This is a genomic window from Micrococcus sp. 140720015-1, from assembly GCF_053627595.1.
Genome location: NZ_JBSEYC010000002.1, coordinates 54,842 through 78,975, shown reverse-complemented (window position 1 = coordinate 78,975; position 24,134 = coordinate 54,842). Strand labels below are relative to the sequence as shown.

Here is a 24,134-nt window from a genome sequence, read left to right as displayed (position 1 = left end):
GCTAGGAGCACACCCCATGACGCACCACACCGAAGAGACCCTCGTCCTCGTCAAGCCGGACGGGGTGGCCCGCAACCTGGTCGGCGAGATCCTCGCGCGCATCGAGCGCAAGGGCTACGTGATCGCCGATCTGAAGATGCTCACGCCCACCCGCGCCATGCTGGAGCGCCACTACGAGGAGCACCAGGGCAAGCCGTTCTTCGAGCCGCTGGTCGAGTTCATGGCCTCCGGCCCCGTCGTGGCCGCGCGCGTCACGGGCGATTCGGTGATCGAGGGGTTCCGCTCGCTGGCCGGCAAGACCGATCCCACCGTGGCCGCCCCGGGCACCATCCGCGGCGACCTGGGCCGGGACTGGGGCGAGGCCGTCCAGAAGAACCTCGTCCACGGTTCGGACTCGACCCTCTCGGCCGAGCGCGAGCTCGCGATCTGGTTCGGCTGAGCCCGGTCCGGGTCACCGACGACGGCGGCCGGTCACCCTGGTGGGGTGACCGGCCGCCGTCGTCGTGTCCGGTGGGGGAGCTCAGGCTCAGTCGATCCCGATGACCCCGAGGCCCAGTTCCAGCAGGATCGAGGCGAACACCAGGACGTAGAGGAGCACGATCACGGGCCAGGCCAGCTCCCGGGCGAGGCGGACGAGACCGGCCGGGGCCGGCAGCGTGCCGGTCTGCAGGTTCCGGGACGTCACGAGCACGAGCTGGGCGATGACCATGGCCCACACGACCATGCAGTAGAGGCAGAGCGTGCCGATGCTGTAGACGGCCGAGTACCAGAGCCACACGCAGAACGCGAAGCCCGCCAGGATCCCCGCGTTCATCAGCAGCCAGTACCAGCGGGCGAAGCGGGCGCCGGCGAGCAGGGACACCGCCACGGTGATGAGCACGGAGAACGCGACCACGCCGATGTACGTGTTCGGGAAGCCGAAGGTGTGGGCCTGCCAGGACTGCATCACCTGGCCGCAGGACACCCACGGGTTGAGGTCGCAGGACGTGCGGTGCGTCGGGTCCGCGGTGAGGAGGGCGCGCTCGACGATGATGATGATCGTCGCCGTCAGCGCCACGAGCGAGGTGATCAGCAGCAGCGCCGCCGTGCCCGCGGGCCGGGCGTACCAGCTGAGCCGGGCCTCCTCGGCGGGGATGTCGTCGGCAGGGGCGAGGCGGATGTCGTCCGTCGGCGGGGTCGCAGGCATGGGCACGATTCTAGGCGCGTGCCCGGGGCGGATGTGAGACAATCGGCCCTGGCCGTCCCGTGGCCACACCGCGGGGCAGCCCGCTGCGCGCCCGACGTCGGGCCGCCGCCGAGGCGCCCCCGCGTCGAACATCGTGCGGGAGGTGGACGCCGGGCCCCGCCCGTGCGCGTCCGTGCGCCGGCCGGCGGACGGCACACGACGCCCAGGCCCCGATCTCGAGGGCGCAGCGGTTCCGCGCCGGGCCCTGACGGTCGACGCGGTCCACCCGATGACTTCTCGGAGTCCGCCTCCCGGCGCACCCGTGGCGCACGGCGCCCGGGGCAACGCGGCCGGCGGCGGACGCGGACACGCCGGGCGGCGGCGAGTGTGGCGTCGTCGGTCGGCGGGAGGTGCTGCCATGGCGGCCAACAACGAGGACACGACCCGCGCAGACGAACGCGCGGAGGAGACGGCCGCGCAGGCCGTGACGCAGACCGCGGCGGACACCGCCGCCGGGGCCGTTCAGCCGGAGCGGACCCCCGCGTCCGACGACGCCGCGGACGCGCCCGAGGAGCCGAGCGCGCCGACCCTGCAGGTCGACCCGACCGACCCGTTCGCCGTGCCGGCGAACCTGATCGAGGTGCTGCGCACCGAGACCACGTCCCGGCAGCGCTCCGAGGACGAGGACGACCCGGAGACCTCCGGGCGTTCGCGCCGTCGTCGCCGCCCCTCGCGCGAGGGCGGCCACGCGGAGGAGGGCGCCGCAGACGCGTCGGCGGACGCCGAGGACCGGGAGGACGCCGGAGAGTCCGAGGACCGGGCCGAGGGCGCCGTGGTCTCCCGTCGGCGCCGCCGACGCCGCCGCGGCGAGGTGGACATGGAGCTCGACGGCGGCGAGGCCGGCGATCCCGAGCACACCGTCACCCGCGTGCGCGCGCCGCGCCAGGCCGTCAGCACCGCCTCGGACACCGTCCAGAGCGTCAAGGGCTCCACCCGGCTCGAGGCGAAGCGCCAGCGCCGCCGCGACTCCCGCTCGGGCGGGCGTCGCCGCACCGTGATCACCGAGGCCGAGTTCCTGGCCCGCCGCGAGGCCGTGGACCGCAAGATGCTGGTGCGCCAGCGCGACCAGCGCATCCAGATCGCCGTGCTCGAGGACGGCGTGCTGGCCGAGCACTTCGTCTCGCACACCACGCAGGACTCGATGATCGGCAACGTGTACCTGGGCAAGGTCCAGAACGTGCTGCCGTCCATGGAGGCCGCGTTCGTGGACATCGGCCGCGGACGCAACGCCGTGCTCTACGCGGGCGAGGTCAACTGGGACGCCGCCCAGCTGGACGGCAAGCCGAGGAAGATCGAGAACGCGCTCAAGTCCGGCGACACCGTGCTCGTCCAGGTCACCAAGGACCCGGTGGGCCACAAGGGCGCCCGCCTGACCAGCCAGGTCTCCCTGCCCGGCCGCTACCTCGTGTACGTGCCCGGAGGCTCGATGACCGGCATCTCCCGCAAGCTGCCGGACGTGGAGCGCTCGCGTCTGAAGAAGATCCTCAAGGACCACCTGCCGCAGGACGCCGGCGTGATCGTGCGCACCGCGGCCGAGGGCACCTCCGAGCAGGAGCTGCAGAACGACATCAACCGTCTGCGCGCTCAGTGGGAGGGCATCCAGGAGAAGGCGTCCGGCACCAAGGTGCTCGCCCCCGAGCTGCTCTACGCCGAGCCGGACCTGACCATCAAGACGGTCCGCGACGTCTTCAACGAGGACTTCTCCGCCATGCTCGTGCAGGGTGAGGCCACGTGGGACAACATCGAGGCCTACGTGACCTACGTGGCCCCGCACCTGCTGGACCGGCTGCACCACTGGGTGCCGGAGGACCACGACGGCGAGGACCTGTACGCCACCCACCGTGTGGACGAGCAGCTCCACAAGGCGCTCGAGCGCAAGGTGTACCTGCCCTCCGGCGGCTCGCTCGTGATCGACCGCACCGAGGCCATGACCGTGGTGGACGTGAACACCGGCAAGTTCACGGGCTCCGGCGGCAACCTCGAGGAGACCGTCACCAAGAACAACCTCGAGGCCGCCGAGGAGATCGTCCGGCAGCTGCGCCTGCGGGACATCGGCGGCATCATCGTCATCGACTTCATCGACATGGTGCTCGAGGCCAACCGCGACCTCGTGCTGCGCCGTCTCGTGGAGTGCCTGGGCCGGGACCGCACGAAGCACCAGGTCGCCGAGGTGACCTCGCTCGGCCTGGTCCAGATGACGCGCAAGCGCATGGGCACCGGGCTCGTGGAGGTGTTCTCGGAGACCTGCGAACACTGCGCCGGCCGCGGCATCCTCATCCAGGACACGCCCGTCGAGCGGGGACGCTCCGGCGGTGAGCAGCGCGGCGAGGCGGAGGGCCGCCGTCGTCGCCGGCGCCGGGGCAACGGCGAGGGCGAGCACGCCCACGCCGCCGCGGCCACGACGACGGGCGCCGAGCACGCCGACTCCGAGGACGAGCGGCAGCGCCGTGAGCGGGCCGAGGCCGCCCGGGTCGCCCTGCACTCGATCGCGAAGGCCTCCGGCAAGGTGGCCGAGGACGAGACCCCCGCGCAGGAGCCCGCCCCCGCTGAGCAGGCGGCGGACGCCGCCGAGGATTCCGCGGCCGAGGCCGTCGAGGCCGCGTCGGCCGGGCCCGCGGAGTCCGGGCAGCCGGCCGGGACGGACGAGGAGGAGACGCCGCGTCGCCGGCGCCGTCGGGGCCGCCGCCGCGGCCGGGGCCGCACCGAGGAGTCGGCGGACACCGGCGCCGAGGCCGCGGGCTCCGAGGATGCCGCGCGGTCGCACGACGACGGCCCCGCCGAGTCCGCCGATCAGCCCCGTCAGACGGAGGAGGAGACCGAACCGGCCGCCGCCGAGGCCCCCGAGCACCAGGACCCGGTCGCGCAGGCCGAGGAGGCCGTGGCCGCCGTCACCGAGGCCGAGGCCGAGTCCCCGGAGGACGCGGACACGCAGGACGACCGTCCCCGCCGGTCCCGGCGTCGCCGGGGTGGCCGCGGGCGGTCCCGGCGGGGCGGTGAGGCGGCCTCGACCGAGACCGACGCCGAGGGCCAGGGCGCGGAGCACGCGACGCCGTCGCGGCACGACGCCGCGGACGCCGAGTCCTCGGCGGCCGTGCCCGCCGAGGATGCCTCGGAGCCCGTGCCCGCCGAGGACGCCCCGACGCCCCGGCGTCGCCGGTCCCGCCGGGCCTCGAGCGACGGCGTCGTCCGCCCGGCCGCCGGTGCGGACGCGTCCGCCGAGCGGACGGCCGGCCGCACGGACGCGGCTCCGGTGGAGGCCACCGAGCCCTCGCCCGAGGAGTCCACGGACGCCACCGAGGTCCACGAGCAGCCCGCCGCCCCGGCCGCCGTCGAGGAGGCCGTGATGGTGGAGCCTGCGGCGACCGAGCCGACGGCGGCGCCCGCGGCGGACGCGGAGCAGGCCCCCGTCGCGGACGCCCCGGCCGAGGCCCAGGCAGCCCCGGTGCCCGGAGCGCCGCGCCGGCGCTCGCGTCGCGCCGTGTCGTCCGACGGCGTCCACGTCCAGGTCCAGGCCGCGCCCGGCGGGGTCCAGGGCGGCCGCTTCACGGCGGCCGTGGCCGAGGCGTCCACCCCCGCCGAGCCGCAGGGTGCCGCCCCGGTGATGCTCGGCGTCGGCGTGAAGGCCGCCGACCTGGCCCGTCGCGGCCGCTGACCGTCGTCGGTGCCGCCGCCCCGGGTCCGCCCCGGGCGGCGGCGACGCGCCGACACGCCTCTGTTTGGTCCGGACGCCCGGCAGCGAGTATGCTGGACCATCGGTGTTCACCGCCCGCACGCTCCCGCATGTCCCGGTGAGGGACCGCCGGACCCGGACGCAGCCGCGGTCGAGGTGCGGGCGAGCAGAACCCGATCTGATCCATTGAAACGTCGAGAGAAGTGAGTCCCAAGTGGTGTACGCGATTGTCCGCGCTGGCGGCCGCCAGGAGAAGGTTTCCGTCGGAGACCTCGTTACCCTTGACCGCGTTCCCGCTGAGACCGGTGGCTCCGTCGAGCTGCCCGCTCTGATGCTGGTGGACGGGGACGAGGTCAAGGCTGGCGCCGATGCCGCCGGTGTGAAGGTGACCGCCGAGGTCGTCTCCCACTCCCGTGGCAAGAAGGTCGTCATCATGAAGTACAAGAACAAGACCGGCTACAAGAAGCGCCAGGGCCACCGCTCTGAGCTGTCCACGGTCAAGATCACCGGGATCGCCTGAGCCGTCACCGGCACCGGCGAAACCGAGCATCCGAGAGGTTAGGCAACAGCAATGGCACATAAGAAGGCCGGCAGTTCCTCGAAGAACGGCCGCGACTCGAACCCGCAGTACCTCGGCGTCAAGCGCTACGGCGGCGAGGACGTCAACGCCGGCGAGATCATCGTCCGCCAGCGTGGCACCAAGTTCCACCCGGGCCGCAACGTCGGCCGCGGCAAGGACGACACCCTCTTCGCGCTGTCCGCGGGCTCCGTGGCCTTCGGCCAGCGCCGCGGCCGCAAGGTCGTGGACATCGTCCCCGCCGCGGAGTGATCTGACACTCGTGCGGTCTGCGTGCGGACCCTCGCCCGGCGAGGACACCCGCACCCCCTGACGCCCCGGCGGGGGCGGGCCCGGCATCCACCGGACCCGCCCCCGCCGTCGGCGTCTCCGGCCCCTGGGCCGTCTGAGTCCGATCCCTCCAGCCCCTAGGAGCACTCCCATGGCAGCCTTCGTGGACCGCGTGGTCCTCCACCTCACCGCCGGCAACGGCGGGCACGGGTGCGTCTCCGTGCATCGCGAGAAGTTCAAGCCCCTGGGTGGCCCCGACGGCGGCGACGGCGGCGACGGCGGCGACATCACCCTCGTGGTGGACTCGCAGACCACCACGCTGCTGGACTACCACCACGCCCCGCACCGGTCCGCCGAGAACGGCCAGCCGGGCATGGGCGACCACCGCGAGGGAAAGAACGGCCAGTCGCTCGTGCTCCCCGTGCCGGACGGCACGGTGGTCAAGGACGAGCAGGGCAACATCGTGGCCGACCTCGTGGGGGAGGGCGCGACCTACGTCGCCGCCGCCGGCGGTCAGGGCGGCCTCGGCAACGCGGCCCTGGCCTCGGTGAAGCGCAAGGCGCCCGGCTTCGCGCTGCTCGGCCTGCCGGGGGAGAGCCGGGACCTGACGCTCGAGATCAAGACCGTGGCGGACGTCGCGCTGGTGGGCTTCCCCTCGGCCGGCAAGTCCTCCCTCATCGCGGCCCTGTCTGCGGCCCGCCCCAAGATCGCGGACTACCCGTTCACCACGCTCGTGCCCAACCTCGGGGTCGTGCAGGCCGGCGACGTGCGCTTCACCGTGGCCGACGTCCCGGGCCTGATCCCCGGCGCCTCGGAGGGCCGCGGCCTCGGCCTGGAGTTCCTGCGCCACGTGGAGCGCTGCGCCGCGCTCGTGCACGTCCTCGACTGCGGCAGCCTCGAGTCCGACCGCGACCCGATCGCCGACTTCGAGGCCATCGAGGCCGAGCTCGAGGCCTACGCGGTGGAGCCCGTCTTCTCCCAGGGCGGGGAGGGCGTCGTGCCGCTGAACGAGCGGCCCCGCCTCATCGCCCTGAACAAGACCGACCTGCCCGACGGCGCCGCGATGGCGGACATGGTCCGCGACGAGCTCGAGGGCCGCGGCCTGCGGGTCTTCGACATCTCCGCGCTGGCCCGCGAGGGCCTGGACGCGCTCAAGTACGCCATGGCCGAGCTCGTGGCCGAGGCCCGTTCCCGGGTGGTCGAGCCCGCGCCGGCCGCGCCCGTCGAGGTGCCGCGCCGGCATCGCCGCCGTGGCGAGCGGGCTGAATTCACGATCCGCCGCGAGGAGCGCAACCTCGAGCCGCTGTTCCGGGTGCGCGGCGAGAAGCCCGAGCGGTGGGTCGCCCAGACGGACTTCCAGAACGACGAGGCGATCGGCTACCTTGCGGACCGGCTCCAGCGGGCCGGCGTTGAGGACGGCCTGTTCAAGGCCGGTGCGAAGCCGGGCGACGCCGTCGTGATCGGCGACGACGTCACGGGCGTCGTCTTCGACTGGGAGCCCACGCTGTCCGCGGGAGCCGAGCTGCTCGCCGGGCCCCGTGGCACCGACCTGCGGCTCGACGAGCGCACCCGCGCGACCCGCGCGGAGAAGCGCGCCGAGCAGGATGCCCGCCGGGCCGCCCGTGCGGCGACCCGGGCCGAGATGGAGGCCGAGCGACGCTCCGGCCTGTGGAACGACACCGACGATCGAGAGGGATGATCCATGTCCGTGCGGCGCACCGTCGTCACCCGCTATCCGACCCCCGCCACGCGCGGCTCCGAGGACCCGCGGGCCAACCCCGTGACCTCGCGGGAGACGATGCAGGCCGCACGCCGGGTGGTCGTGAAGATCGGCTCGTCCTCGTTGACCACGCCGGACGGCCTGGACGTGGAGGCCATCGACCGGCTCGTGGACGTCCTCGCCGCCGAGCGGCAGAAGGGCACCCAGGTGGTGCTCGTGTCCTCCGGTGCCGTCGCGGCCGGCTTCCCCCACCTCGGGCTGGGCCGACGCCCCAAGGACACCGCCACCCAGCAGGCCTCCGCGGCGGTCGGCCAGAGCAAGCTCATGGCGCACTACACCACGAGCTTCGGCCGGCACGACACCGAGGTGGCCCAGGTGCTCCTGACCGCCGAGGAGCTCATGCGGCGCACCCAGTACACGAACGCGCACCGCGCCCTGTCGCGGCTGCTCACGCTCGACGTGATGCCGATCGTGAACGAGAACGACGCCGTGGCCACGCGTGAGATCCGCTTCGGCGACAACGACCGCCTCGCGGCCCTCACGGCCAACCTCTGCAAGGCGGACCTGCTGGTCCTGCTCTCGGACGTGGACGCCCTCTACACGGGCCACCCCTCGAACCCGGACGCGCGGCGCATCCCGGAGGTCACCTCGGACGACGACCTGGCCGGCGTCGACGTGCGTGTGCCCGGTTCCGCGGGCGTGGGCACGGGCGGCATGGTGACCAAGGTGGACGCGGCAGGCATCGCGGCCACCACCGGCATCCCGACCCTGCTCACCTCGGCCGCGAACGCGGGCGCCGCATTCGCGGGGGAGGACGTGGGCACGTGGTTCTCCGCCACCGGCCGCCGCCGGTCCGCGCGCGCGGCGTGGCTCGGCCTCACGGCGGAGGTCCGGGGCCGGCTCGTCATCGACGACGGCGCGGTGGCCGGGGCGATCGACCGCGGCCGCTCCCTGCTGGCCGCGGGCATCACCGGCTGCACGGGTGACTTCACGCCGGGCGACGTCGTCGAGATCGTGGACGCACACGGCCGGGTGCGGGCGCGCGGCCTCGTGCAGTACTCCTCGTCGCAGCTGCCCGCCATGCTCGGGCGGACGACCGCCGACCTCCGCGAGGACCTCGGCGCGGGTTACGACGGCGTCGTCGTGCACGCCGACGACTGGGTGCGCCTGGCTCCGCCGCAGCGCTGACCGGCACGGGCCGCGGCCGCGGCGACGGACCGGCGCCTCGTGCCTCGTCCGGGGCGCTCGATAGGCTGGAGGCATGCAGACCCCCGAGAGCACCGCACCCCAGGATCAGTCCGGCCGCCAGGACGCCGAGGCGCCGACGCCCGAGGTCGAGGAGGCCGTCCGCCAACGTGCCGAGTCGGCGCGACAGGCCGTGCCCGAGCTGGCCACCGCCGGCCGCGCCCGCAAGGACGCCGTCCTGCGCCACATGGCCGAGGCCCTGCGCGCCAACACGGCCGCGATCATCACGGCCAACCGCGAGGACCGCAGCCGCGGCCGCGAGGCCGGCACCTCGGCGGCCATGCTGGACCGCCTCAAGCTGGACGAGGCGCGCGTCGAGGCGCTGGCCCTCGCCCTGGAGACCCTGGCCGGACTGCCGGACCCCGTGGGCACCGTGGTCCGCGGCGGTCCGCTGCCCAACGGCGTGCAGATGAGCCAGGTGCGGGTGCCCCTGGGCGTCGTGGGCGCCGTGTACGAGGCCCGTCCGAACGTCACGGTGGACATCGCCGGCATCGCCCTGAAGTCGGGCAACGGCGTGATCCTGCGCGGCGGCTCGGCCGCGGAGTCCACCAACGCGGTCCTGATCCAGGTGCTGCGCGAGGCGCTCGTGGACCAGGGCTTCGACCCCAACATCATCCAGGGCATCGACGACCTCGGACGTCCCGGCGTCGCCGCCCTGATGGCCGCCCGTGGCACGGTGGACGTCCTCGTCCCGCGCGGCGGCCGTGAGCTGATCCAGCGCGTGGTCCGCGAGGCCCGGGTGCCCGTGATCGAGACGGGTGAGGGCAACGTGCACCTGTACGTGGACGCCTTCGCACCCAAGCAGATGGCGGTGGACATCGCGCTCAACGCCAAGACGCACCGCACCTCCGTGTGCAATGCGGCCGAGACCCTGCTGCTCCACCGGGACGCGGAGGAGGCGGGCCGAGAAGTGCTGCGCGCCCTCACCCGTGCCGGCGTGCTGCTGCACGTGGACGAGGCCGCGCGGGCCTGGCTGCCCACGCTCGCCGACCGCGGCGACCACGCCCGGGACGCCGTGGACGCCACGGAGGAAGACTGGGGCACCGAGTACCTGGACATGGAGATGGCCGTGCGCGTCGTGGACTCCCTCGACCAGGCGATCGAGCACATCGGCCGGTGGTCCACGGGCCACACCGAGGCCATCGTCACGAACGACCTGGCCGCGGCCGAGCGGTTCATCACCCAGGTGGACGCCGCGGCCGTCATCGTGAACGCGTCCACGCGCTTCACCGACGGCGGCGAGCTCGGCCTCGGCGCCGAAGTGGGCATCTCCACCCAGAAGATGCACGCCCGCGGGCCCATGGGCCTGGAGGAGCTCACGACCACCAAGTGGATCCTGCGCGGCGACGGGCAGATCCGCCGCTGAGCCGGGCTACGATGGACACCAGGACCCCTTCGGCCCGGCCCCGGCCCGGCCGTCTGACCCGCTGCACCGAGGAGCATCCATGCTGAACACCTCCCTGATCCTGGCCGCCGCCGAGGAGGGCCACCACGTCGTCAACGAGCTGCCGATGGACCCCATCTGGTACGGCCTGCTCGTCTTCGCGCTGCTGATGGCCGCCCTGGCCGCCACAATGTCCATGCGCTCCCGCGCGCTGCGCCTGCCCGAGCCCACCACCGCGGTCCAGCACCACGGCACCGGCCGCGGCTCGCACACCTCCGGTCACTGACGTCTCACCGGCCCGCCGCGTCGCCGCCTCCGCCGGGGGCGACGCGGCGGGCCGTCCGTTCGTCTCCTGAGCGCATGACCGTCGCCTCCCGCACCCCCGTCCCCGCGCCCACCGCCGGGGGCGCGCGCCGTCGTCGCCTCGGCATCATGGGCGGCACCTTCGACCCGATCCACCACGGGCACCTCGTGGCCGCCTCCGAGGTGGCCGCCGAGTTCGAGCTGGACGAGGTCGTCTTCGTCCCCACGGGCCAGCCGTGGCAGAAGTCGGACCGGCAGGTCTCCCCGGCCGAGGACCGCTACCTCATGACCGTGGTGGCCACCGCCTCCAACCCCCGGTTCACCGTCTCCCGCGTGGACATCGACCGCCCCGGCGTGACCTACACCGTGGACACGCTGCGGGACCTGCGCCGCCTGCACCCGGACGCCGAGCTGTTCTTCATCACCGGCGCCGACGCGATGGGCCAGATCCTCACGTGGAAGGACGTGGACGAGCTCTGGGACCTGGCGCACTTCGTCGGCGTCACCCGTCCCGGCCACGACCTCTCGGACATGGGCCTGGGCGCCGACGTGTCCCTGATGGAGATCCCCGCCATGGCGATCTCCTCCACGGACTGCCGGGAGCGCGTCCGCCGGGGCCGGCCCGTCTGGTATCTCGTCCCGGACGGCGTCGTCCAATACATCGCCAAGCACCACCTCTACGTCTCGGAAGAGGAGACCTCGTGACCGTTCCCCAGACCACCCTGGACGCCCTCACCACCGCCGCGGCCGCCGCCGCGGACAAGCTCGGCACGCACATCGTCGCGTTCGACGTCGCCGAGCGGCTCGGCCTCACCGACGCCTTCCTGATCGCCTCCGGCGCCTCGGAGCGTCAGGTCAACGCGATCGTCGACGGCGTCGAGGAGGCGTTGCTGAAGGACGAGCAGCTCAAGCCGCTGCGTCGCGAGGGCCGGTCCGACGGCCACTGGGTGCTGCTCGACTACGGGCACTTCGTGGTGCACGTCCAGCATCGCGAGGACCGCGAGTTCTACGCGCTGGACCGCCTGTGGAAGGACACCCCGGCGATCGACCTCGGCCTGCCGGAGGAGAGCACCCGCCCGGACGCGGCCGCCCAGGACGACGGCGCCTCCGCCTCGCACGCCTCCTGAGCGGGGCCGCGAGATGCGCCTGATCCTGCTGCGTCACGGCGAGACCGACTGGAACGCCCTGGACCGCTACCAGGGGCACACGGACATCGAACTGAACGCCGAGGGGGAGCGCCAGGCGCGCCGCGCCGCCGGCGGGCCCGTGGGCGACCTGATCGAGGACGCGGAGGAGCTCGTGGCCGTGTGCTCCCCGCTGGGCCGGGCGCGCCGCACGGCCGAGATCGTGCTCGAGGCCCGGGTGGGCGCGGCGCCCGTGGCCGTCGACCCGGAGCTGATGGAGCTGGCCGGGGGACAGTGGGAGGGCCTGGAGCTCAGTGCCATCGCGGAACGCTGGCCGGACGAGCACCGCCTCTGGCGGGCCGAGCCGGCGCTCGACGCCGGTCCCGTCGGCGGGGAGACCCTGCGCGGGGGCGGCGAGCGGGCCCTGCGTGCGCTGCGCGGGCACGTGCCCCCGCACTGGGCGGACACCCCGCGCGACGGTGGCGCCCACACCCTGCTCGCCGTGGCCCACGGTGCGCTGATCCGCGCGGCCACGGGGCTGCTCCTGCGTCACGAGGGCGAGGCCTTCGCGGCGATGGAGCGGATCGGCAACGCCCGCGCCGCCGTGCTGCAGGGCGCGTTCACTCCGGACACCGGGGCCGAGGGCTGGGGCGACTGGACCCTCGAGGGCTACGGCATCTGAGCGCGCCTCGGCCCGGACGCGGATTTGGCGCCCGCGCGGGGACCGTGTACGCTGGTCGAGTTGCCAGCGAGGCGAACGGCCCGGAAACGGTGCGTGAACATCGCGGGTGACGCCCACATCTGGGGGTATGGCGCAGTTGGTAGCGCGTCTGCATGGCATGCAGAAGGTCAGGGGTTCGAATCCCCTTACCTCCACCAGTCAGAAGGCCCGGTCCATACGGACCGGGCCTTCGTCGTCGTCGGGCTCCTGTGCGGGCCCGGGACGCGACCGCCGCCGGAGCGACATCACCGCGCTGTTGCACTGCGGTGATGTCGCTCCGCCGCGGTCGGTGCGGGGGACACGCCGGGGTACGCGGCGCGCTCCACCGCCGTGAGCGCGGGTTCCACCGCACGGCCCTCCCGCGCCGAGGCGACGGCGGCCTCGAGCACCGCCATCACGGCGACGGCCTGGTCGGGGGTGGCGGCGTCGCCGCTCGGGCGGCCCAGGATCGCGTCGCGCACGCCCGTGTAGGACCGCTGCTGGGCTCCGGTCGGCGCGGGGACGCGCTCGATGTCCCCCTCCCCGTCGTGCAGGAGGATCGGGTCCGGGTCGACGCCCCAGCCCTCGGCACCCGGGAGCAGGCCCGCACGCAGCTGGGCCTCCTGCCGATCCGGCAGTTCCTTCACCGCGGTGCCGCGCGTGCCGTGCACCGCGAAGCGCGGGCTGCCGCCGGCCACGAGCATCGACGCCTGCAGGACCACGCGCCGGCCCGGGTACTGCAGCACGCAGTGTGCCCAGTCCTCGACCGGGGCGCCCGGACGCAGGGCCGCGAGGTCGGCGTCCACGCGTTCGGGGACGCCGAAGAGCAGGAGGGCCTGGTCGACCAGGTGCGGGCCGAGGTCGAACCAGATGCCGCCCCCGGGCACCGCGGCTTCCCGCCAGCGGTCCCGGACGGTCGGGCGGAAGCGATCGATCCGGGACTCGAGGTGGACGACGTCCCCGAGTCGACCGGAGCGGACGAGCTCGGCGATACCCAGGAAGTCGCTGTCGAAGCGGCGGTTCTGGAACACCCGCAGCACCCGCCCCGTCTCGGCCGCGAGGTCGCGCAGCTCCCGCGCCTCGGCGAGACTCAGCGTGAAGGGCTTGTCCACCACCACGTGCCTGCCCGCCCTCAGGGCCGTGCGCGCGAGCGGCGTGTGCTGGTCGTTCGGGGCGGCGATCACCACGAGGTCCACGTCGTGGCGCGCCAGGAGCGCGTCCACGTCGGGCACCACGACGACGTCCGGCAGATCCGCGTGCACTGCGTCCGGGCGGCTGGAGGCGACATGGGTGAGCGCGAGTCCCTCCGTGGCGTGGAGCAGGGGGACGTGGAACGTCTTCCCGGCGAACCCATAGCCGATCAGCGCGGTGCGGATCGGTGCGTCGGTGGGGGACATGCAGGACCTCCTGGGCTGGCGGCGGGCTGGGGGCGTCTCCTGCACGCTAGGCCGTGGGGCCGCGGCGGTCCATCGACGCCGCCCGGCCGGTTTGCACGGTTGCCGCGGGCCGGGTATTCTGTTCAGGTGCTCCGGCCGGTCCGCTGGAAACGGAGTCACCACCCACCTGGGGGTATGGCGCAGTTGGTAGCGCGTCTGCATGGCATGCAGAAGGTCAGGGGTTCGAATCCCCTTACCTCCACGTAACGAGAGAAAATCGAAACTTGCCCCGCCTAATGGCGGGGCAGTTTCGCGTCCGGGTCCGGTCGGGGCGTCTCGCCCCGGTGCTCCTGAGCGAGGACAGCGGCAGCCGGCTCGGCTGGTAGGAACGCGACGTGTTCGTCCTCGTCGATGATGATCCGCTTGAATAGCGCGGTTGAGGATGCGGCGTTCAGCAGGTCGGCATTTGTCGTAGAGGTCCCCGAGGTCGGAGAGGACACCGAGGATCTGGCCGATCGCGGCGCGACTTATGGCCTCGGGCGTGTATCAGCAGGACAACGCTGAGCGGCCCCATGATGATGAATTTCAGCGCGTTCCACGCCAGCACAAGCACCACCAGGTGCAACCAGCCCGGTCCGCCGCCCTCGATCAGAACCCGTAGGACGCTCGCCGCATACAGGTATGGGATGGCCAGCAGCACGGCCCGGACGCCCCCTCCAGCCCCCGTCGGGTGCGGATCGCGTCGAGAGCGATGTTGGTGGGCATGTAGCGGCGCAGAAAGTACCGGGTATGAACGCTGGCGGTCCACATCGAACGGAACATGAGTGCAGTCCTCTCCTTGTCTTGGCGACAAGGAATCAGAAGAACCGCTCCGGCAGAGGCCATCGCGTCATGCCACTGCATCCAACGGTGACGTAGCAGGTAGAGGCTGCCTACAACCGCACTACCGTTGCAACGGGCGCGGCGGAAGAGCATGGATCACAGCGGGCCGAAGCAGGCTCAGGCCGGCGCTTTCAACTTGCCGGCGGTGAGCTGAGTTAGTGCGCTGCGTGTCGCACGGCCGCTACCTCGTCACAGTGGGAAGATGACGATGTGATCTACGTTCGTCGATAGGAGTCCGCGTGAGCGCGTTCGATGAGATAGGTCGACGCGCAGATGCGGGTGGACCTCGCACGATCGCTTTGCTGCGTCGGCTCGGCGCTCAGGTCACGCGCACCTCGTCCTTTCCACCCCCGGCTGGACACCGCAGCTGGAGCGCCGAAGCAGTCGATGACCTGCTTGCCGACATGTTCTCAAAGGCCTCGCCCCGCGGCCAGGTTTTCGTCCTCGCCTGCTACCTGAAAGCGACGGACCAAGCATCACTTGAGCGGCTCATCTTGGCCAGCATCCGCAACTTCCTGATCGATCAGGCCAAGGGAACCGAGCGTGGCAAACTCCGTCGCCGTCTCGACACTCTCCTCAGTGAGGATGCTCGTTTCGCGCGACCACCCGGCCTGGCGGATGTTTGGGCCTGGGCGCTCCTCCATCGCGCCATAGGCCTGTGGCAAGGTGACTTGGAGGAACTGCATCAAGCTGCGGCGCGGGTCCGCGGCTACCAGATTCTGACTTGGAACACGGCGGGACGGACCCCGAAGCGCACGGTGGTAGCACTCACAGAGGTCTCCTACGGCGTAATCGACCACGCCGACGGTGCCGTTCGAGATGAGGACCTCGCGGCGGTCATCGAGCGCCGATTCGCACTCCTTGCACCACCGGTCTTCATCGAGGTTCCCGACGGTTCCTTCACCGCGGCCGCGCTCGCCGGGTTCACCTCCAGCGACGACCCAACTGCGGAGTTGGCGGTACGAGAACGAGCGGAACAGCTTTGGCTCACGCTCAGCGCGGAAGAAAAAGCGCTGCTACCTGTGCTGGGGCAGAGCCTGGAGTCCCGACAGGCCGCCACCGGCATGGGACGCGCGGCGACACAAGCACTGAGCGCGGGTCTGGCTGATCGGCTCAGGCTGGCCACCGTTGACGACCAGCATCGTGAGGAAATCATTCTGCATCTGGCAGCGCTCGCACACGCGATGAATGAATCACGTCGTCTGCCCCAGGTGGGACCGCACCCAGCACGGTCAACCGGAGAGGAGTCGAGGTGACTCGTGATGCTGCACGTCCGCAGTCAAAGCTTGAAGTAGCAGCCTCAAGCGTCACTGTTCCGGACGAGGTGCGCGCGGCGTGGACCGGGGTCGCGCCGGGGCTGGCTGTCGGGCAAATCTGGCGCGCACGCTGGGACGACCAAGTCCAACTCGTCGTCATCCTCAGCGCCGACCAACGCCCGACAGCAAACCCGCTGTCCTTCGACCTCGACTACACCGACTCCACCACGACGCCGATCGCGGCTGCGGCCAACCCGTTCAACGTTCCGGTGATCGTCTGGCCCGAGCTCGCCCAGGCCCTGCCCATCGTCGTCTTCGACCGCTTCGCCGGTCAACTGTCCCCAGAGGCCACCGCCTCGCTAGCCTCGGAGTCGGCACCGTCCCGCGAGGACCGTTCACTGCCACACCCGGTACGCGTATATCGAGCGTTACTGGAAGATGCGATGGCGGAACTCTCGGCTGCGCGCTGGTACGAGAGCGGGTCGGGTGACTTGAGTGCCATCCTGCACCGGGCCAACCTGACGGTTCAGGACGTCGCAGCAGGCCTCAGAGCGACACCGCAGAGGGCGTTGGCTATCTGGCGTGGCCAATTAGCGCTGAGCCACGAGGAGGCCGAGAAGGTCGCTCCGTTGATCGGCGAGTCAGTTGAAACAGTCTTGGCAGCGAACCCGGCGCCACCAGCGGACCTCGTCGCCTGCCTGGAGCAACCGGTGCGTCATCGCCAGGTTCTTGCCTACGCCGCCAGGCGCAGCATAAAGGTCCCTACCGCTTACCGAGACCTCGCGTACCAATCCTGGGCTCTCGCGGCGCGGCAGACCGGTCAGAAGGCGACGAACTGGAACCTCCGGCTCGACACCCTCTTTGCGGCGGTGCTCAATGAACACTGAACGTCGCCGCCCAATCAGTGTGCCCAGGCACCAGGTCATCGCCCAGGTGACGGCCATGCTCGACTACATCGACGCCTCCGACCCAGGCATCCGCTCGCGGCTGTTCGACGACGCCTTGAGCGAGTTGGCAAGCAGAGACGACATCGATGTGCGCCTGGTCCCCGATCAGGAAGTCGACGCCTCCGGGTGCAGTGTCGCCGGCGGGTACCTCGCCGACCACACGCCGCCCGTTCTCGTCGTCTCTGAATCAACCAGCCGCGGTCGACGGGCCTTCACCGCGTTGCACGAGTATGGCCATCACCTCCAGCAGAGTGTCTTCGATCTCATGGAACGCCTAACACAGCAACGCGACGGCGGCCTCGCGTTGGAGGACGCGGCCTGTGACACTTTCGCCTCCGCTATCTTGCTGCCCAAAGAGCTGGTCAAGCAGCACATCGGGGACCGAGGCCCGTCAGTGGACACCGTGCTGTCGCTGTGGCACGCCGCGCCGCAAGTCTCTCGGGCGGCGGTCTGCGTCCGGGCTGCCCTGACCCTTCAGATCCCGGGTCACGTCACGCTCCTTGACAAGAACGGCGTGATCGTCTTCTCCTCCTCCCGCGAGCTTCCCCCGCTGCGTCGAGGCAGCGACCAATCTCGAGTGAGCATCGTGGTCGCCGCACGACAGGCGCCCACGCGGATCGTCGACGGCGAGGCGGAGTTCTTCTACCGCGACGGCATCCGCGGACAGACGCTTTACGCGCAGGCAGGCGACATGGGAGGCATGACCGTCATCGTCTCCGTGACCGAACGGGCGGCCTGGCGCAAGCTGTCGTTGCCACGGAAGGACAGCGGCCCCAAGGGTGTGTTCCGAATCTGTGAGCATGGCGCGTGTGGACACGAATTCCGCACGTTTGAGCGCCCCTGTGAGCAATGTGCTGCCCCGAGGTGTCCAGAATGCGGACAGTGCAACTGCGGCTTCAGGTTGCGCGAACGCACCTGCCCGTCGTGCTACCTGGTGAAAGCCGCCCATCTCTTCGACGACACCACCGGAGCGTGCCAAGACTGCTCCTGAGGTAGGGCGGGGGCTGAAGCGAATTACGTCGTCTGCCCTCGGTAGAGCATCGAAGTGATGCTCCGCGCGGGACTCGACGCCGGGAGAGTCACCAGCTCACTGCTCCCGGCGAGGAGAACATCATGACAACCATCAGCCCGACCATCACCCTTGAACAGATCGTCAGCCAGGCCCGCCGCAGGATCGAGGTCTCCGACGCCGAACTCGACGAAGCGCGAAAGCGCCGCGGGGTTATCGGCACTGCGCTCCGCGACGAGTTCCCCGGCAGCCGCACCTACGTCAACGGGAGCATCGCTCACGGGGACGCGCTGACCCCACTGACAGACGTCGACCTCGGCGTGGTCGTGCCCGATTCCGACCATGAGTACGGTCCGGGCAAGCGCGGGCCGAAGGACCTCAAGGAGCGCGCCGCAGACGCTATCCGTGCCAGCCTCAAAGAGGAATACGGCGATCTCGCCGTCGAAGTCAAGGGCCGCAAGCGCTCCATCCTCGTGCGATTCCGCGACCCGGTTGCCCCAGGACAACCTGACTTCACTGCCGACGTGATCATCGCCATCGACAACCCTGACGGCGCCGGCCTCTACATCCCTCGCTTCGATAGCTGGGACCGCTCGCACCCCGAGAAGCACACCGAACTCGTCAGCATCACGAACACGATCACGGACGCCTGCTTCGCCCGGATCGTGCGCCTGCTGAAGCACTGGAACCGGAGCAACGGCAAGCCGCTGTGCTCCTGGAACATCAAGGCCCTGGCACTCAACTGTGTCGATGCCCCCACCGCCCTGATCCCGGGTCTACGCGCATGGTTCGACTTCGCGATCAAGGAACTTTCTCGCGGCGAAACACCTGATCCTGCGGGCGTCGCGGAGAAGCCCATCAAGCTCAACGACACCCGCACCGAAGTGATCCGTCGGCTCACGCGCGCGCTGGAGAAGCTCGACCGCGCCATCGAGTACGAGAAGACCGGCTACACCGTTCTCGCCCACAACGAAATCGCCAAGTTCTTCAACGACCCCGAGATGCTGCCCGCCCCGGATCCCACTGCGGTGATGCAGGAAGAAGCCCGGCGGATCACCGCGCAGAAGGCCAAGGACACCAAGACCTTCGGTGCGCCCGCCCTCCTCACCGGCACCGGCGCCTCCGCCGGCCGTGAACGCGGAAACGTACGCTCATGGGGCGCCTGAGCACCCGGTGGTACGGGGCTGATCCGGCGTGGACGCTCCCGTTCCAGCGCGACGCGAGACGCCATTACGGCTCAGCCGTCACCGTCGCCCTTCGCAGCAATTACCTCCTCTACCGCCACGAGGGACTCGATGTCCCAGGGCGTGACGAACCCATTCCCGTAGAGGTCCGATTCGAAGCCCGCCCTCTCTACGACACCTATGGGCTTTCGCCGCAGGACTATCCACGGGTGTTCGCCGACCACGGATTGGCCTCGCCCCACCGCATGCCCGACGACAGCCTCTGCCTGTTCTACCCCGGCGATCCACCCGAACGAAGATGGACGGCAGACGATGGTCTGCTCGCCCTCCTGAATCTCGCCGGTGACCACCTGTTCTTCGAGACCTACTGGCGCCACACCGGAGGCCACCAAGGCGGCAAGTGGCTGGCACCAGAAGCACCGCACGGCTATCAAGGTGGCAGGCAATGACGCCGACCCCCCTGCCCGCTGCCGAAGTGACCCTCACGATCGAGCCGCTCAGTTGGGACGGCATCGCAACCGTCCTCGCCGCAGTCCTTGCCGCGATCGTCGCCGTCCTCGGCTACAGCATCCAGCAAAGGATCGCGCGAAAGGAGCGCCGGGCCGTGATCTACAGCGAAGCGCTGCGCGCTGTTGAGGACTACCTGGAAGCGCCATACCTCGTGCGCCGCCGCGACGGGTCCACTTCAGCACGCCAGACCATCACCACCCACATCAGCGACATCCAATCCAGGCTGTCCTACTACTGCGCCCTGCTCGACATTCACGCGCACTCCGAGATCAGCATGGCATACCGCACGCTGGTCTCCGCGGCACGAGCCGAAGGCGGCAAGGCGATGTCACAGGCGTGGCAGAGCCGGCCCACGCGACGTGATGGCGGAGTTCCCATCCGCGCACGCTACGACCGCTCCCGCAGTGATGATGCGCGTCAGGGCTACATCGAAGCGATCCGACATCGAGACGCTTGATCAGTGTGTCAGACGCCCTCGCTCACACCCATCAGCTCGCAACGTTGGGGCAGAGGATGAGCCAGCCATCAACTTCGTCCTGGTCAGCGTTGCCGCCCATGCGAGTCCCGCATGACGACGCCACACGCTAGCAATCTGCGCCGGACCGCTCCGGCCGAGAAGCCAAGTCTGGACCCGACCCGCTCCAAGGATTCGCCTGCCGCGTACCGTCGTCGCATCTCATCGAAATCAGCGTCGGGCGGCGATGTACGTCGCAAACGGACCCCCTGAGCGCGAAGGAGTGACGACAACCGAGCACGGCTCACGCCCAGGTCAACGCCGATCTCCCGCAACGTCCCTCCTGCTTCGTAGCGTGCGCCAGCAGCCAGGAGTGCTTCCTCATCCACACGCACCTGTTGCTTGACATGCGGCGCCTTATGGCCGCCGCAACTCGTCGGCCGGGACTGGATCGTCCGGTGCGTCGTCGCGATTCGAACCAGGGCGGGGGCAAGTTTCGAAAACGCTCCCGCTAGGTCCACCAGTCAGAAGGCCCGGTCCATATGGACCGGGCCTTCGTCGTCGTGGCGGCGAGCTCGCCGTCGGACCCACCGGATCCCTCGAGTGGTCACGACACGCCGCGTGCCGCGTAAGCAGACGGCGTGTCGTGACCACTCTGCGCTCCTCCCCGCGCGACCGCCCCCGCCGGTCACGGCCGGGTTGCGGTCCCGCGTCGATCACGCATCGACGTCGCACAGCCCTTTCACGGCGGGCTCTGGGCGGACAGACTCGAGGCGTCCCCACCCGTGGAGCCCGGAACGCCGGTGCTGCAGAGGCGGGGGCCGCCGGCCCTCTCCGGCCGACTCAGTGGGGAGCTGCCATGTCGGTCATCCGTACCCGTCGTCCCTCCCTCCGTCACCTGCCCGCCGCCGTCGCCACCGCCGGCCTCGTCACCACCGTCGCCCTCGCCGGCCCCGCCGCCGCCTGGGACGACGCCCATGGTCCCCAGGCCGGCTACTTCCAGGCCGTCGACCCCGAGAACGTCACCGCGGCCTTCTTCCAGACCTACGACGGCTACGACCCGGAGGACCTCACGCTCACGATCACGCCGGTGGCCGAGGACGGCACCCGCCTGGAGGGCGGCCAGGAGGTGGAGTTCACCGCCCTGGACGTCATCGACGGCGGCGCGGTGGACGTCCTGGAGACCCGCCGCGCGCTTGGCGCGGCCGGTGAGGGCCTCGTGCGGTACGACGTCGTGGCCGACGGGCAGATGCTGAACATGGGCATCACCCTCCAGGCGGACGCCGACCTCACCGACGATCAGGGGGCGGCCGTGCACTCCGTCGACGGCCCGCAGACGGGCCACCTCGGGGACCGGCCCCTGGTCTGGGACTCGGCCATGCAGCTGGCACCCGGGGTGGCGGGCGCCGAGATCGTCCACCCGGTCGCGGCGCCGACGATGGAGAGCACCTACGCGGCGGTCGTGACCGAGCCAGCCCACGGTGAGGTCTTCGCGTTCCGTGACTCGGAGCACTCCGAGCTCCGTGCCTGGTACATCCCCGAGGAGGGCTTCGTCGGCGCGGACACCTTCACCGTCGACTTCCGCAGCGATCACGTCGCCCACGTCCAGACCGTCACCGTGCATGTCGGCGAGGAGATCCCTGCCGCATACGACGGCTTCGTCGAAGCCGAGGACGGCGTCCTCAACGGGAAGCCGCTCGACCTGACCGACCCGGACACCGCCGAGGCGCTCGCCGCGTTCCGGGGCGACGAGGCCGCCCCGGCTCCGGAGGATGAGGACGAGCAGCCCGCTCCGGTCGAGGACGACGCCGACGAGCAGCACACGACCCCGCACACCGTCGAGACGGGGCAGTCCACCGGCTGGTGGCTGGCCGGCCTCGGTGCCGCCGCCGCGGGGATGCTGGTCGCGGCCCGTCGTCGTCTGGGTCTGACCGACTGACAGCCCGCCGCGCACGGATCCATTGACGCGCCGCCCCTCTCACGCACAGGGGCGGCGCGTCCGCGCCGGCATGACACGCGGCCGGCAGCCCGCGCGTCAGTCGCCGGGGCCCGCCATGGGCCTGGGCAACCCGGACAGCCAGGAGTCGATCTTCGCGGTGCTCCCCGGCCTCGTGCTGCTGGTGATGTTCTGCGTGACCGCGCTGGACTCCACCGACCCGGACGACGGCTCCGGCTCCTCCGTGTTCGGTGTCGGCACCGTGTTCATCCTGGGCATGGGCGTGCTGGCGATCGGCGTGGTACTGATGATGTGGACGCGGTTGCGCCACCCGGCCTACTTCCGTGGCGAAACCCTGCCGCAGACGGACTCGACCCGGCGCATCCCGATCATCCGTCCGGACGACGACGGCACTGCCGTGGTCCGGGACCCCAACGAGAGGACCCACTCATGAGCACCCCCACCGGCTATCGCGTGCAGGACCCCAGCACCGACCAGGTCGTGGAGACCTTCCCGGCCCTCGCCGACGGTGAGGTCGACCAGGTGCTGGCCGCCGCCGAGACCGCCCAGCGCGCGTGGGCCGCCCGCCCCATCGAGGAACGCGCCGCCATCGTGCAGAAGGTCGCGGACCTCTTTGAGGAGCGCAAGGACAAGCTCGCGCAGATCATCGCCACCGAGATGGGCAAGCGCGTGACCGAGGGCGTCGAGGAGGCGGAGTTCAGCTCGGCCATCTTCGGCTATTTCGCGGACAAGGGCCCCACCCTCGCCGCGGACCGCCCCATCGAGACCTTCGAGGGCGGTCGCGCCATGATCCGGCACCTGCCCCTGGGTGTGCTGCTGGGCGTCATGCCGTGGAACTTCCCGTACTACCAGATCGCCCGTTTCGCCGCGCCGAACCTCATGCTCGGCAACGCGATCGTGCTCAAGCACGCCGAGATCTGCCCGCGCTCGGCCCTGGCCGTGCAGCAGATCATGGACGACGCCGGCGTGCCGGCCGGCGTGTACACCAACGTGTTCGCCACGCACGACCAGATCGCCGAGTTCATCGCCGACCCGCGCGTGGCCGGGGTCTCCCTGACCGGCTCCGAGCGGGCCGGCTCCGTGATCGGCGCGCTCGCGGGCCAGCACCTCAAGAAGGCCGTCCTCGAGCTCGGCGGCTCGGACCCGTACATCGTGCTCGACGCCGAGGACCCGGCCGAGGCCGCCCGCACCGCGTGGGCGACCCGCATGTACAACATGGGTCAGGCCTGCAACTCCAACAAGCGCATGATCGTCTCGGCGGACATCCATGACGCCTTCGTGGCCGAGCTGGTGTCCCTGGCCGAGGCCATGAAGCCCGGGGAGGCCACCGACGAGGACCCGACGGTCTTCACCCCGCTGTCCTCGCGCGGTGCCGCCGAGGGCCTGGCCGAGCAGGTGGAGCGGGCCCGTCAGCAGGGGGCGACCGTCCACGTCGGCGGGACCGTCACGGACGAGGCGGGCGCCCGCTTCGCCCCAGCCGTGATCACGGGCGTCACCTCCGAGATGGACGCCTACCGCGAGGAGCTCTTCGGCCCCGTCGCCGTCGTCTACAAGGTGGAGTCCGCGGACGAGGCGCTCGCCCTCGCCAACGACTCCCAGTACGGCCTGGGCGGCGCCGTGTTCTCCCGGGACGAGGCCCAGGCCGAGCGGATCGCCCGACAGCTCGAGGTCGGCATGGCCAACGTCAACACGCCGGCGGGCGAGGGGGCGGAGATCCCGTTCGGCGGCGTCAAGCGCTCCGGCTTCGGCCGCGAGCTCGGCCCGCTCGGCATGGACGAGTTCGTCAACAAGCAGATGTACTTCGTCCAGGACTGACACCCCACGACGACGGGCCCGCCTCCGGTGACCGGAGGCGGGCCCGTCTGCGTCCCGCCGCCGTGGCGGGAGCGAGGGGTCAGCGACGCGCCTGTCACACAGCGGGTTCTAGGCTGGCGCGCCCTTGTCCCTTCATCCGAGGCGTGGCCATCATGGACCGGATCCCCGTCGAGAACTGCAGAATCGAGAATGTCTGATGTACCCCACCCCGATGACCTTCGACGTGGCGCGTGCCGGCCGCGCTCTCGCCCAGGTCAGTGTCCGCACCCTGGCCACCGCGGCCGGCCTCGAGAAGGAGCAGCTGCGCCGCTTCGAGAAGGGGGTGGCCGACCTGCGGGTGGATGAGCGTCTGCGTCTGGAGAAGGCCCTGCGGAAGTACGGCGTCGGGCTGGTCCCGGAGGACGAGTTCGGCGGCACGGGGGTCCGCCGGATCTTCACCGCCGAGAAGTCCCGACGCCTCGAGGCGATGGAGAACGAGGGCGGCCCCGCGTACGAGGACGACATCTGAGTCCTCCGCCGACAGGCG

General features: G+C 71.1%; 24 protein-coding genes and 2 tRNA genes. 23 read left to right on the top strand and 3 right to left on the bottom strand.

All coding sequences use genetic code 11. The features are described 5' to 3' along the window. The first annotated feature begins 16 nt into the window (after positions 1–16). A complete protein-coding gene (ndk, locus tag ACUXPL_RS03625) occupies positions 17–439 on the top strand; it encodes a nucleoside-diphosphate kinase (RefSeq protein ID WP_180537422.1) in 423 nt (140 codons plus the stop codon). An 87-nt stretch (positions 440–526) separates the two neighbouring features. Here the strand turns inward: ndk and ACUXPL_RS03620 are convergent, their stop codons facing one another. Beyond that, positions 527–1,186, bottom strand: a complete 660-nt coding sequence (locus ACUXPL_RS03620; RefSeq protein ID WP_454182009.1) for a vitamin K epoxide reductase family protein — start codon at positions 1,184–1,186, stop codon at positions 527–529. A gap of 397 nt (positions 1,187–1,583) precedes the next feature. Here ACUXPL_RS03620 and ACUXPL_RS03615 point away from each other — a divergent pair, with 397 nt between their 5' ends. The 11 genes from ACUXPL_RS03615 to ACUXPL_RS03565 all read left to right on the top strand — a co-directional run bounded on the left by ACUXPL_RS03615 (position 1,584) and on the right by ACUXPL_RS03565 (position 12,397). Beyond that, entirely contained in the window at positions 1,584–4,877 is a 3,294-nt protein-coding gene (locus tag ACUXPL_RS03615) for an Rne/Rng family ribonuclease (protein ID WP_454182007.1), read from the top strand. A gap of 232 nt (positions 4,878–5,109) precedes the next feature. Continuing rightward, positions 5,110–5,415 (top strand): 50S ribosomal protein L21, encoded by a 306-nt coding sequence (gene rplU / locus ACUXPL_RS03610; RefSeq protein WP_002853919.1) that lies wholly within the window; start codon positions 5,110–5,112, stop codon positions 5,413–5,415. Between the two features lie 51 nt (positions 5,416–5,466). Further along, positions 5,467–5,724 carry a 50S ribosomal protein L27 gene (gene rpmA, locus ACUXPL_RS03605; RefSeq protein ID WP_002853915.1) on the top strand — a complete coding sequence of 86 codons (258 nt, stop codon included), beginning with the start codon at positions 5,467–5,469 and terminating at the stop codon, positions 5,722–5,724. Positions 5,725–5,893: 169 nt separating this feature from the next. Then, positions 5,894–7,441 (top strand): GTPase ObgE, encoded by a 1,548-nt coding sequence (gene obgE / locus ACUXPL_RS03600; protein WP_063189578.1) that lies wholly within the window; start codon positions 5,894–5,896, stop codon positions 7,439–7,441. A gap of 3 nt (positions 7,442–7,444) precedes the next feature. Continuing rightward, positions 7,445–8,650, top strand: a complete 1,206-nt coding sequence (proB, locus tag ACUXPL_RS03595; protein WP_036316929.1) for a glutamate 5-kinase — start codon at positions 7,445–7,447, stop codon at positions 8,648–8,650. A gap of 73 nt (positions 8,651–8,723) precedes the next feature. Beyond that, positions 8,724–10,073: a glutamate-5-semialdehyde dehydrogenase gene (locus tag ACUXPL_RS03590; RefSeq protein ID WP_454182005.1), complete on the top strand. Its 1,350-nt coding sequence runs from the start codon at positions 8,724–8,726 to the stop codon at positions 10,071–10,073. Between the two features lie 79 nt (positions 10,074–10,152). Beyond that, positions 10,153–10,377, top strand: coding sequence for a hypothetical protein (locus tag ACUXPL_RS03585; RefSeq protein ID WP_036316935.1), 225 nt, complete (start codon positions 10,153–10,155; stop codon positions 10,375–10,377). A gap of 74 nt (positions 10,378–10,451) precedes the next feature. Next, positions 10,452–11,099 (top strand): nicotinate-nucleotide adenylyltransferase, encoded by a 648-nt coding sequence (gene nadD / locus ACUXPL_RS03580; protein WP_041104890.1) that lies wholly within the window; start codon positions 10,452–10,454, stop codon positions 11,097–11,099. Further along, the gene (gene rsfS / locus ACUXPL_RS03575) at positions 11,096–11,521 is read left to right on the top strand and encodes a ribosome silencing factor (RefSeq protein ID WP_002853902.1); all 426 of its coding nucleotides are present in this window, start codon (positions 11,096–11,098) and stop codon (positions 11,519–11,521) included. The genes nadD and rsfS overlap by 4 nt, the downstream gene beginning before the upstream one ends. Before the next feature lie 13 nt (positions 11,522–11,534). Next, positions 11,535–12,200 (top strand): histidine phosphatase family protein, encoded by a 666-nt coding sequence (locus ACUXPL_RS03570; protein WP_454182003.1) that lies wholly within the window; start codon positions 11,535–11,537, stop codon positions 12,198–12,200. 121 nt (positions 12,201–12,321) lie between these two features. Beyond that, positions 12,322–12,397 (top strand) — tRNA-Ala (locus tag ACUXPL_RS03565). An 87-nt stretch (positions 12,398–12,484) separates the two neighbouring features. Here ACUXPL_RS03565 and ACUXPL_RS03560 read toward each other — a convergent pair. Continuing rightward, positions 12,485–13,615, bottom strand: a complete 1,131-nt coding sequence (locus ACUXPL_RS03560) for an oxidoreductase (RefSeq protein WP_454182002.1) — start codon at positions 13,613–13,615, stop codon at positions 12,485–12,487. A 168-nt stretch (positions 13,616–13,783) separates the two neighbouring features. Between ACUXPL_RS03560 and ACUXPL_RS03555 the strand changes: the two genes are divergently transcribed. From ACUXPL_RS03555 to ACUXPL_RS03535, 5 genes are all read left to right on the top strand, one after another. After that, positions 13,784–13,856, top strand: a tRNA-Ala gene (locus ACUXPL_RS03555). 859 nt (positions 13,857–14,715) lie between these two features. Further along, entirely contained in the window at positions 14,716–15,732 is a 1,017-nt protein-coding gene (locus tag ACUXPL_RS03550; protein WP_454182000.1) for a hypothetical protein, read from the top strand. Then, on the top strand, positions 15,729–16,619 hold the full coding sequence (locus ACUXPL_RS03545) for a hypothetical protein (RefSeq protein ID WP_454181998.1): 891 nt from the start codon (positions 15,729–15,731) through the stop codon (positions 16,617–16,619). The genes ACUXPL_RS03550 and ACUXPL_RS03545 overlap by 4 nt, the downstream gene beginning before the upstream one ends. Before the next feature lie 55 nt (positions 16,620–16,674). Then, positions 16,675–17,670 carry an ImmA/IrrE family metallo-endopeptidase gene (locus ACUXPL_RS03540; RefSeq protein ID WP_454181996.1) on the top strand — a complete coding sequence of 332 codons (996 nt, stop codon included), beginning with the start codon at positions 16,675–16,677 and terminating at the stop codon, positions 17,668–17,670. A 122-nt stretch (positions 17,671–17,792) separates the two neighbouring features. Beyond that, positions 17,793–18,854, top strand: coding sequence for a nucleotidyltransferase domain-containing protein (locus ACUXPL_RS03535; protein ID WP_454181994.1), 1,062 nt, complete (start codon positions 17,793–17,795; stop codon positions 18,852–18,854). A gap of 71 nt (positions 18,855–18,925) precedes the next feature. Here the strand turns inward: ACUXPL_RS03535 and ACUXPL_RS03530 are convergent, their stop codons facing one another. Beyond that, positions 18,926–19,096 (bottom strand): hypothetical protein, encoded by a 171-nt coding sequence (locus tag ACUXPL_RS03530; protein WP_454181992.1) that lies wholly within the window; start codon positions 19,094–19,096, stop codon positions 18,926–18,928. A 21-nt stretch (positions 19,097–19,117) separates the two neighbouring features. On the opposite strand from ACUXPL_RS03530, the gene ACUXPL_RS03525 reads away from it, so the two are divergent. From ACUXPL_RS03525 to ACUXPL_RS03500, 6 genes are all read left to right on the top strand, one after another. Continuing rightward, positions 19,118–19,321 carry a hypothetical protein gene (locus ACUXPL_RS03525; RefSeq protein WP_230260565.1) on the top strand — a complete coding sequence of 68 codons (204 nt, stop codon included), beginning with the start codon at positions 19,118–19,120 and terminating at the stop codon, positions 19,319–19,321. Beyond that, the gene (locus ACUXPL_RS03520) at positions 19,318–19,839 is read left to right on the top strand and encodes a hypothetical protein (RefSeq protein WP_454181990.1); all 522 of its coding nucleotides are present in this window, start codon (positions 19,318–19,320) and stop codon (positions 19,837–19,839) included. The genes ACUXPL_RS03525 and ACUXPL_RS03520 overlap by 4 nt, the downstream gene beginning before the upstream one ends. Before the next feature lie 856 nt (positions 19,840–20,695). Beyond that, positions 20,696–21,775 carry a hypothetical protein gene (locus ACUXPL_RS03515; protein WP_454181988.1) on the top strand — a complete coding sequence of 360 codons (1,080 nt, stop codon included), beginning with the start codon at positions 20,696–20,698 and terminating at the stop codon, positions 21,773–21,775. A 115-nt stretch (positions 21,776–21,890) separates the two neighbouring features. Further along, positions 21,891–22,226, top strand: coding sequence for a hypothetical protein (locus ACUXPL_RS03510; protein ID WP_454181986.1), 336 nt, complete (start codon positions 21,891–21,893; stop codon positions 22,224–22,226). Next, positions 22,223–23,608: an NAD-dependent succinate-semialdehyde dehydrogenase gene (locus ACUXPL_RS03505; RefSeq protein WP_454181984.1), complete on the top strand. Its 1,386-nt coding sequence runs from the start codon at positions 22,223–22,225 to the stop codon at positions 23,606–23,608. The genes ACUXPL_RS03510 and ACUXPL_RS03505 overlap by 4 nt, the downstream gene beginning before the upstream one ends. A 196-nt stretch (positions 23,609–23,804) precedes the next feature. After that, positions 23,805–24,116: a hypothetical protein gene (locus ACUXPL_RS03500; RefSeq protein WP_454181982.1), complete on the top strand. Its 312-nt coding sequence runs from the start codon at positions 23,805–23,807 to the stop codon at positions 24,114–24,116. The last annotated feature ends 18 nt before the right edge of the window (positions 24,117–24,134 follow it).

Excerpts from the sequence above, each read along its gene's own strand:
- ACUXPL_RS03505 (WP_454181984.1), top strand. The coding sequence starts at position 22,223 with ATGAGCACCCCCACCGGCTATCGCGTGCAGGACCCCAGCACCGACCAG.
- ACUXPL_RS03525 (WP_230260565.1), top strand. The coding sequence starts at position 19,118 with ATGCCCGACGACAGCCTCTGCCTGTTCTACCCCGGCGATCCACCCGAA.
- ACUXPL_RS03510 (WP_454181986.1), top strand. The coding sequence starts at position 21,891 with ATGGGCCTGGGCAACCCGGACAGCCAGGAGTCGATCTTCGCGGTGCTC.
- ACUXPL_RS03500 (WP_454181982.1), top strand. The coding sequence starts at position 23,805 with ATGTACCCCACCCCGATGACCTTCGACGTGGCGCGTGCCGGCCGCGCT.
- proB (WP_036316929.1), top strand. The coding sequence starts at position 7,445 with ATGTCCGTGCGGCGCACCGTCGTCACCCGCTATCCGACCCCCGCCACG.
- ACUXPL_RS03615 (WP_454182007.1), top strand. The coding sequence starts at position 1,584 with ATGGCGGCCAACAACGAGGACACGACCCGCGCAGACGAACGCGCGGAG.
- ACUXPL_RS03560 (WP_454182002.1), bottom strand. The coding sequence starts at position 13,615 with ATGTCCCCCACCGACGCACCGATCCGCACCGCGCTGATCGGCTATGGG.
- rpmA (WP_002853915.1), top strand. The coding sequence starts at position 5,467 with ATGGCACATAAGAAGGCCGGCAGTTCCTCGAAGAACGGCCGCGACTCG.
- ACUXPL_RS03520 (WP_454181990.1), top strand. The coding sequence starts at position 19,318 with ATGACGCCGACCCCCCTGCCCGCTGCCGAAGTGACCCTCACGATCGAG.
- ACUXPL_RS03540 (WP_454181996.1), top strand. The coding sequence starts at position 16,675 with ATGCTCGACTACATCGACGCCTCCGACCCAGGCATCCGCTCGCGGCTG.
- nadD (WP_041104890.1), top strand. The coding sequence starts at position 10,452 with ATGACCGTCGCCTCCCGCACCCCCGTCCCCGCGCCCACCGCCGGGGGC.
- ACUXPL_RS03620 (WP_454182009.1), bottom strand. The coding sequence starts at position 1,186 with ATGCCTGCGACCCCGCCGACGGACGACATCCGCCTCGCCCCTGCCGAC.
- ACUXPL_RS03515 (WP_454181988.1), top strand. The coding sequence starts at position 20,696 with ATGTCGGTCATCCGTACCCGTCGTCCCTCCCTCCGTCACCTGCCCGCC.
- ACUXPL_RS03570 (WP_454182003.1), top strand. The coding sequence starts at position 11,535 with ATGCGCCTGATCCTGCTGCGTCACGGCGAGACCGACTGGAACGCCCTG.
- ACUXPL_RS03590 (WP_454182005.1), top strand. The coding sequence starts at position 8,724 with ATGCAGACCCCCGAGAGCACCGCACCCCAGGATCAGTCCGGCCGCCAG.
- ACUXPL_RS03535 (WP_454181994.1), top strand. The coding sequence starts at position 17,793 with ATGACAACCATCAGCCCGACCATCACCCTTGAACAGATCGTCAGCCAG.
- ndk (WP_180537422.1), top strand. The coding sequence starts at position 17 with ATGACGCACCACACCGAAGAGACCCTCGTCCTCGTCAAGCCGGACGGG.
- obgE (WP_063189578.1), top strand. The coding sequence starts at position 5,894 with ATGGCAGCCTTCGTGGACCGCGTGGTCCTCCACCTCACCGCCGGCAAC.
- ACUXPL_RS03585 (WP_036316935.1), top strand. The coding sequence starts at position 10,153 with ATGCTGAACACCTCCCTGATCCTGGCCGCCGCCGAGGAGGGCCACCAC.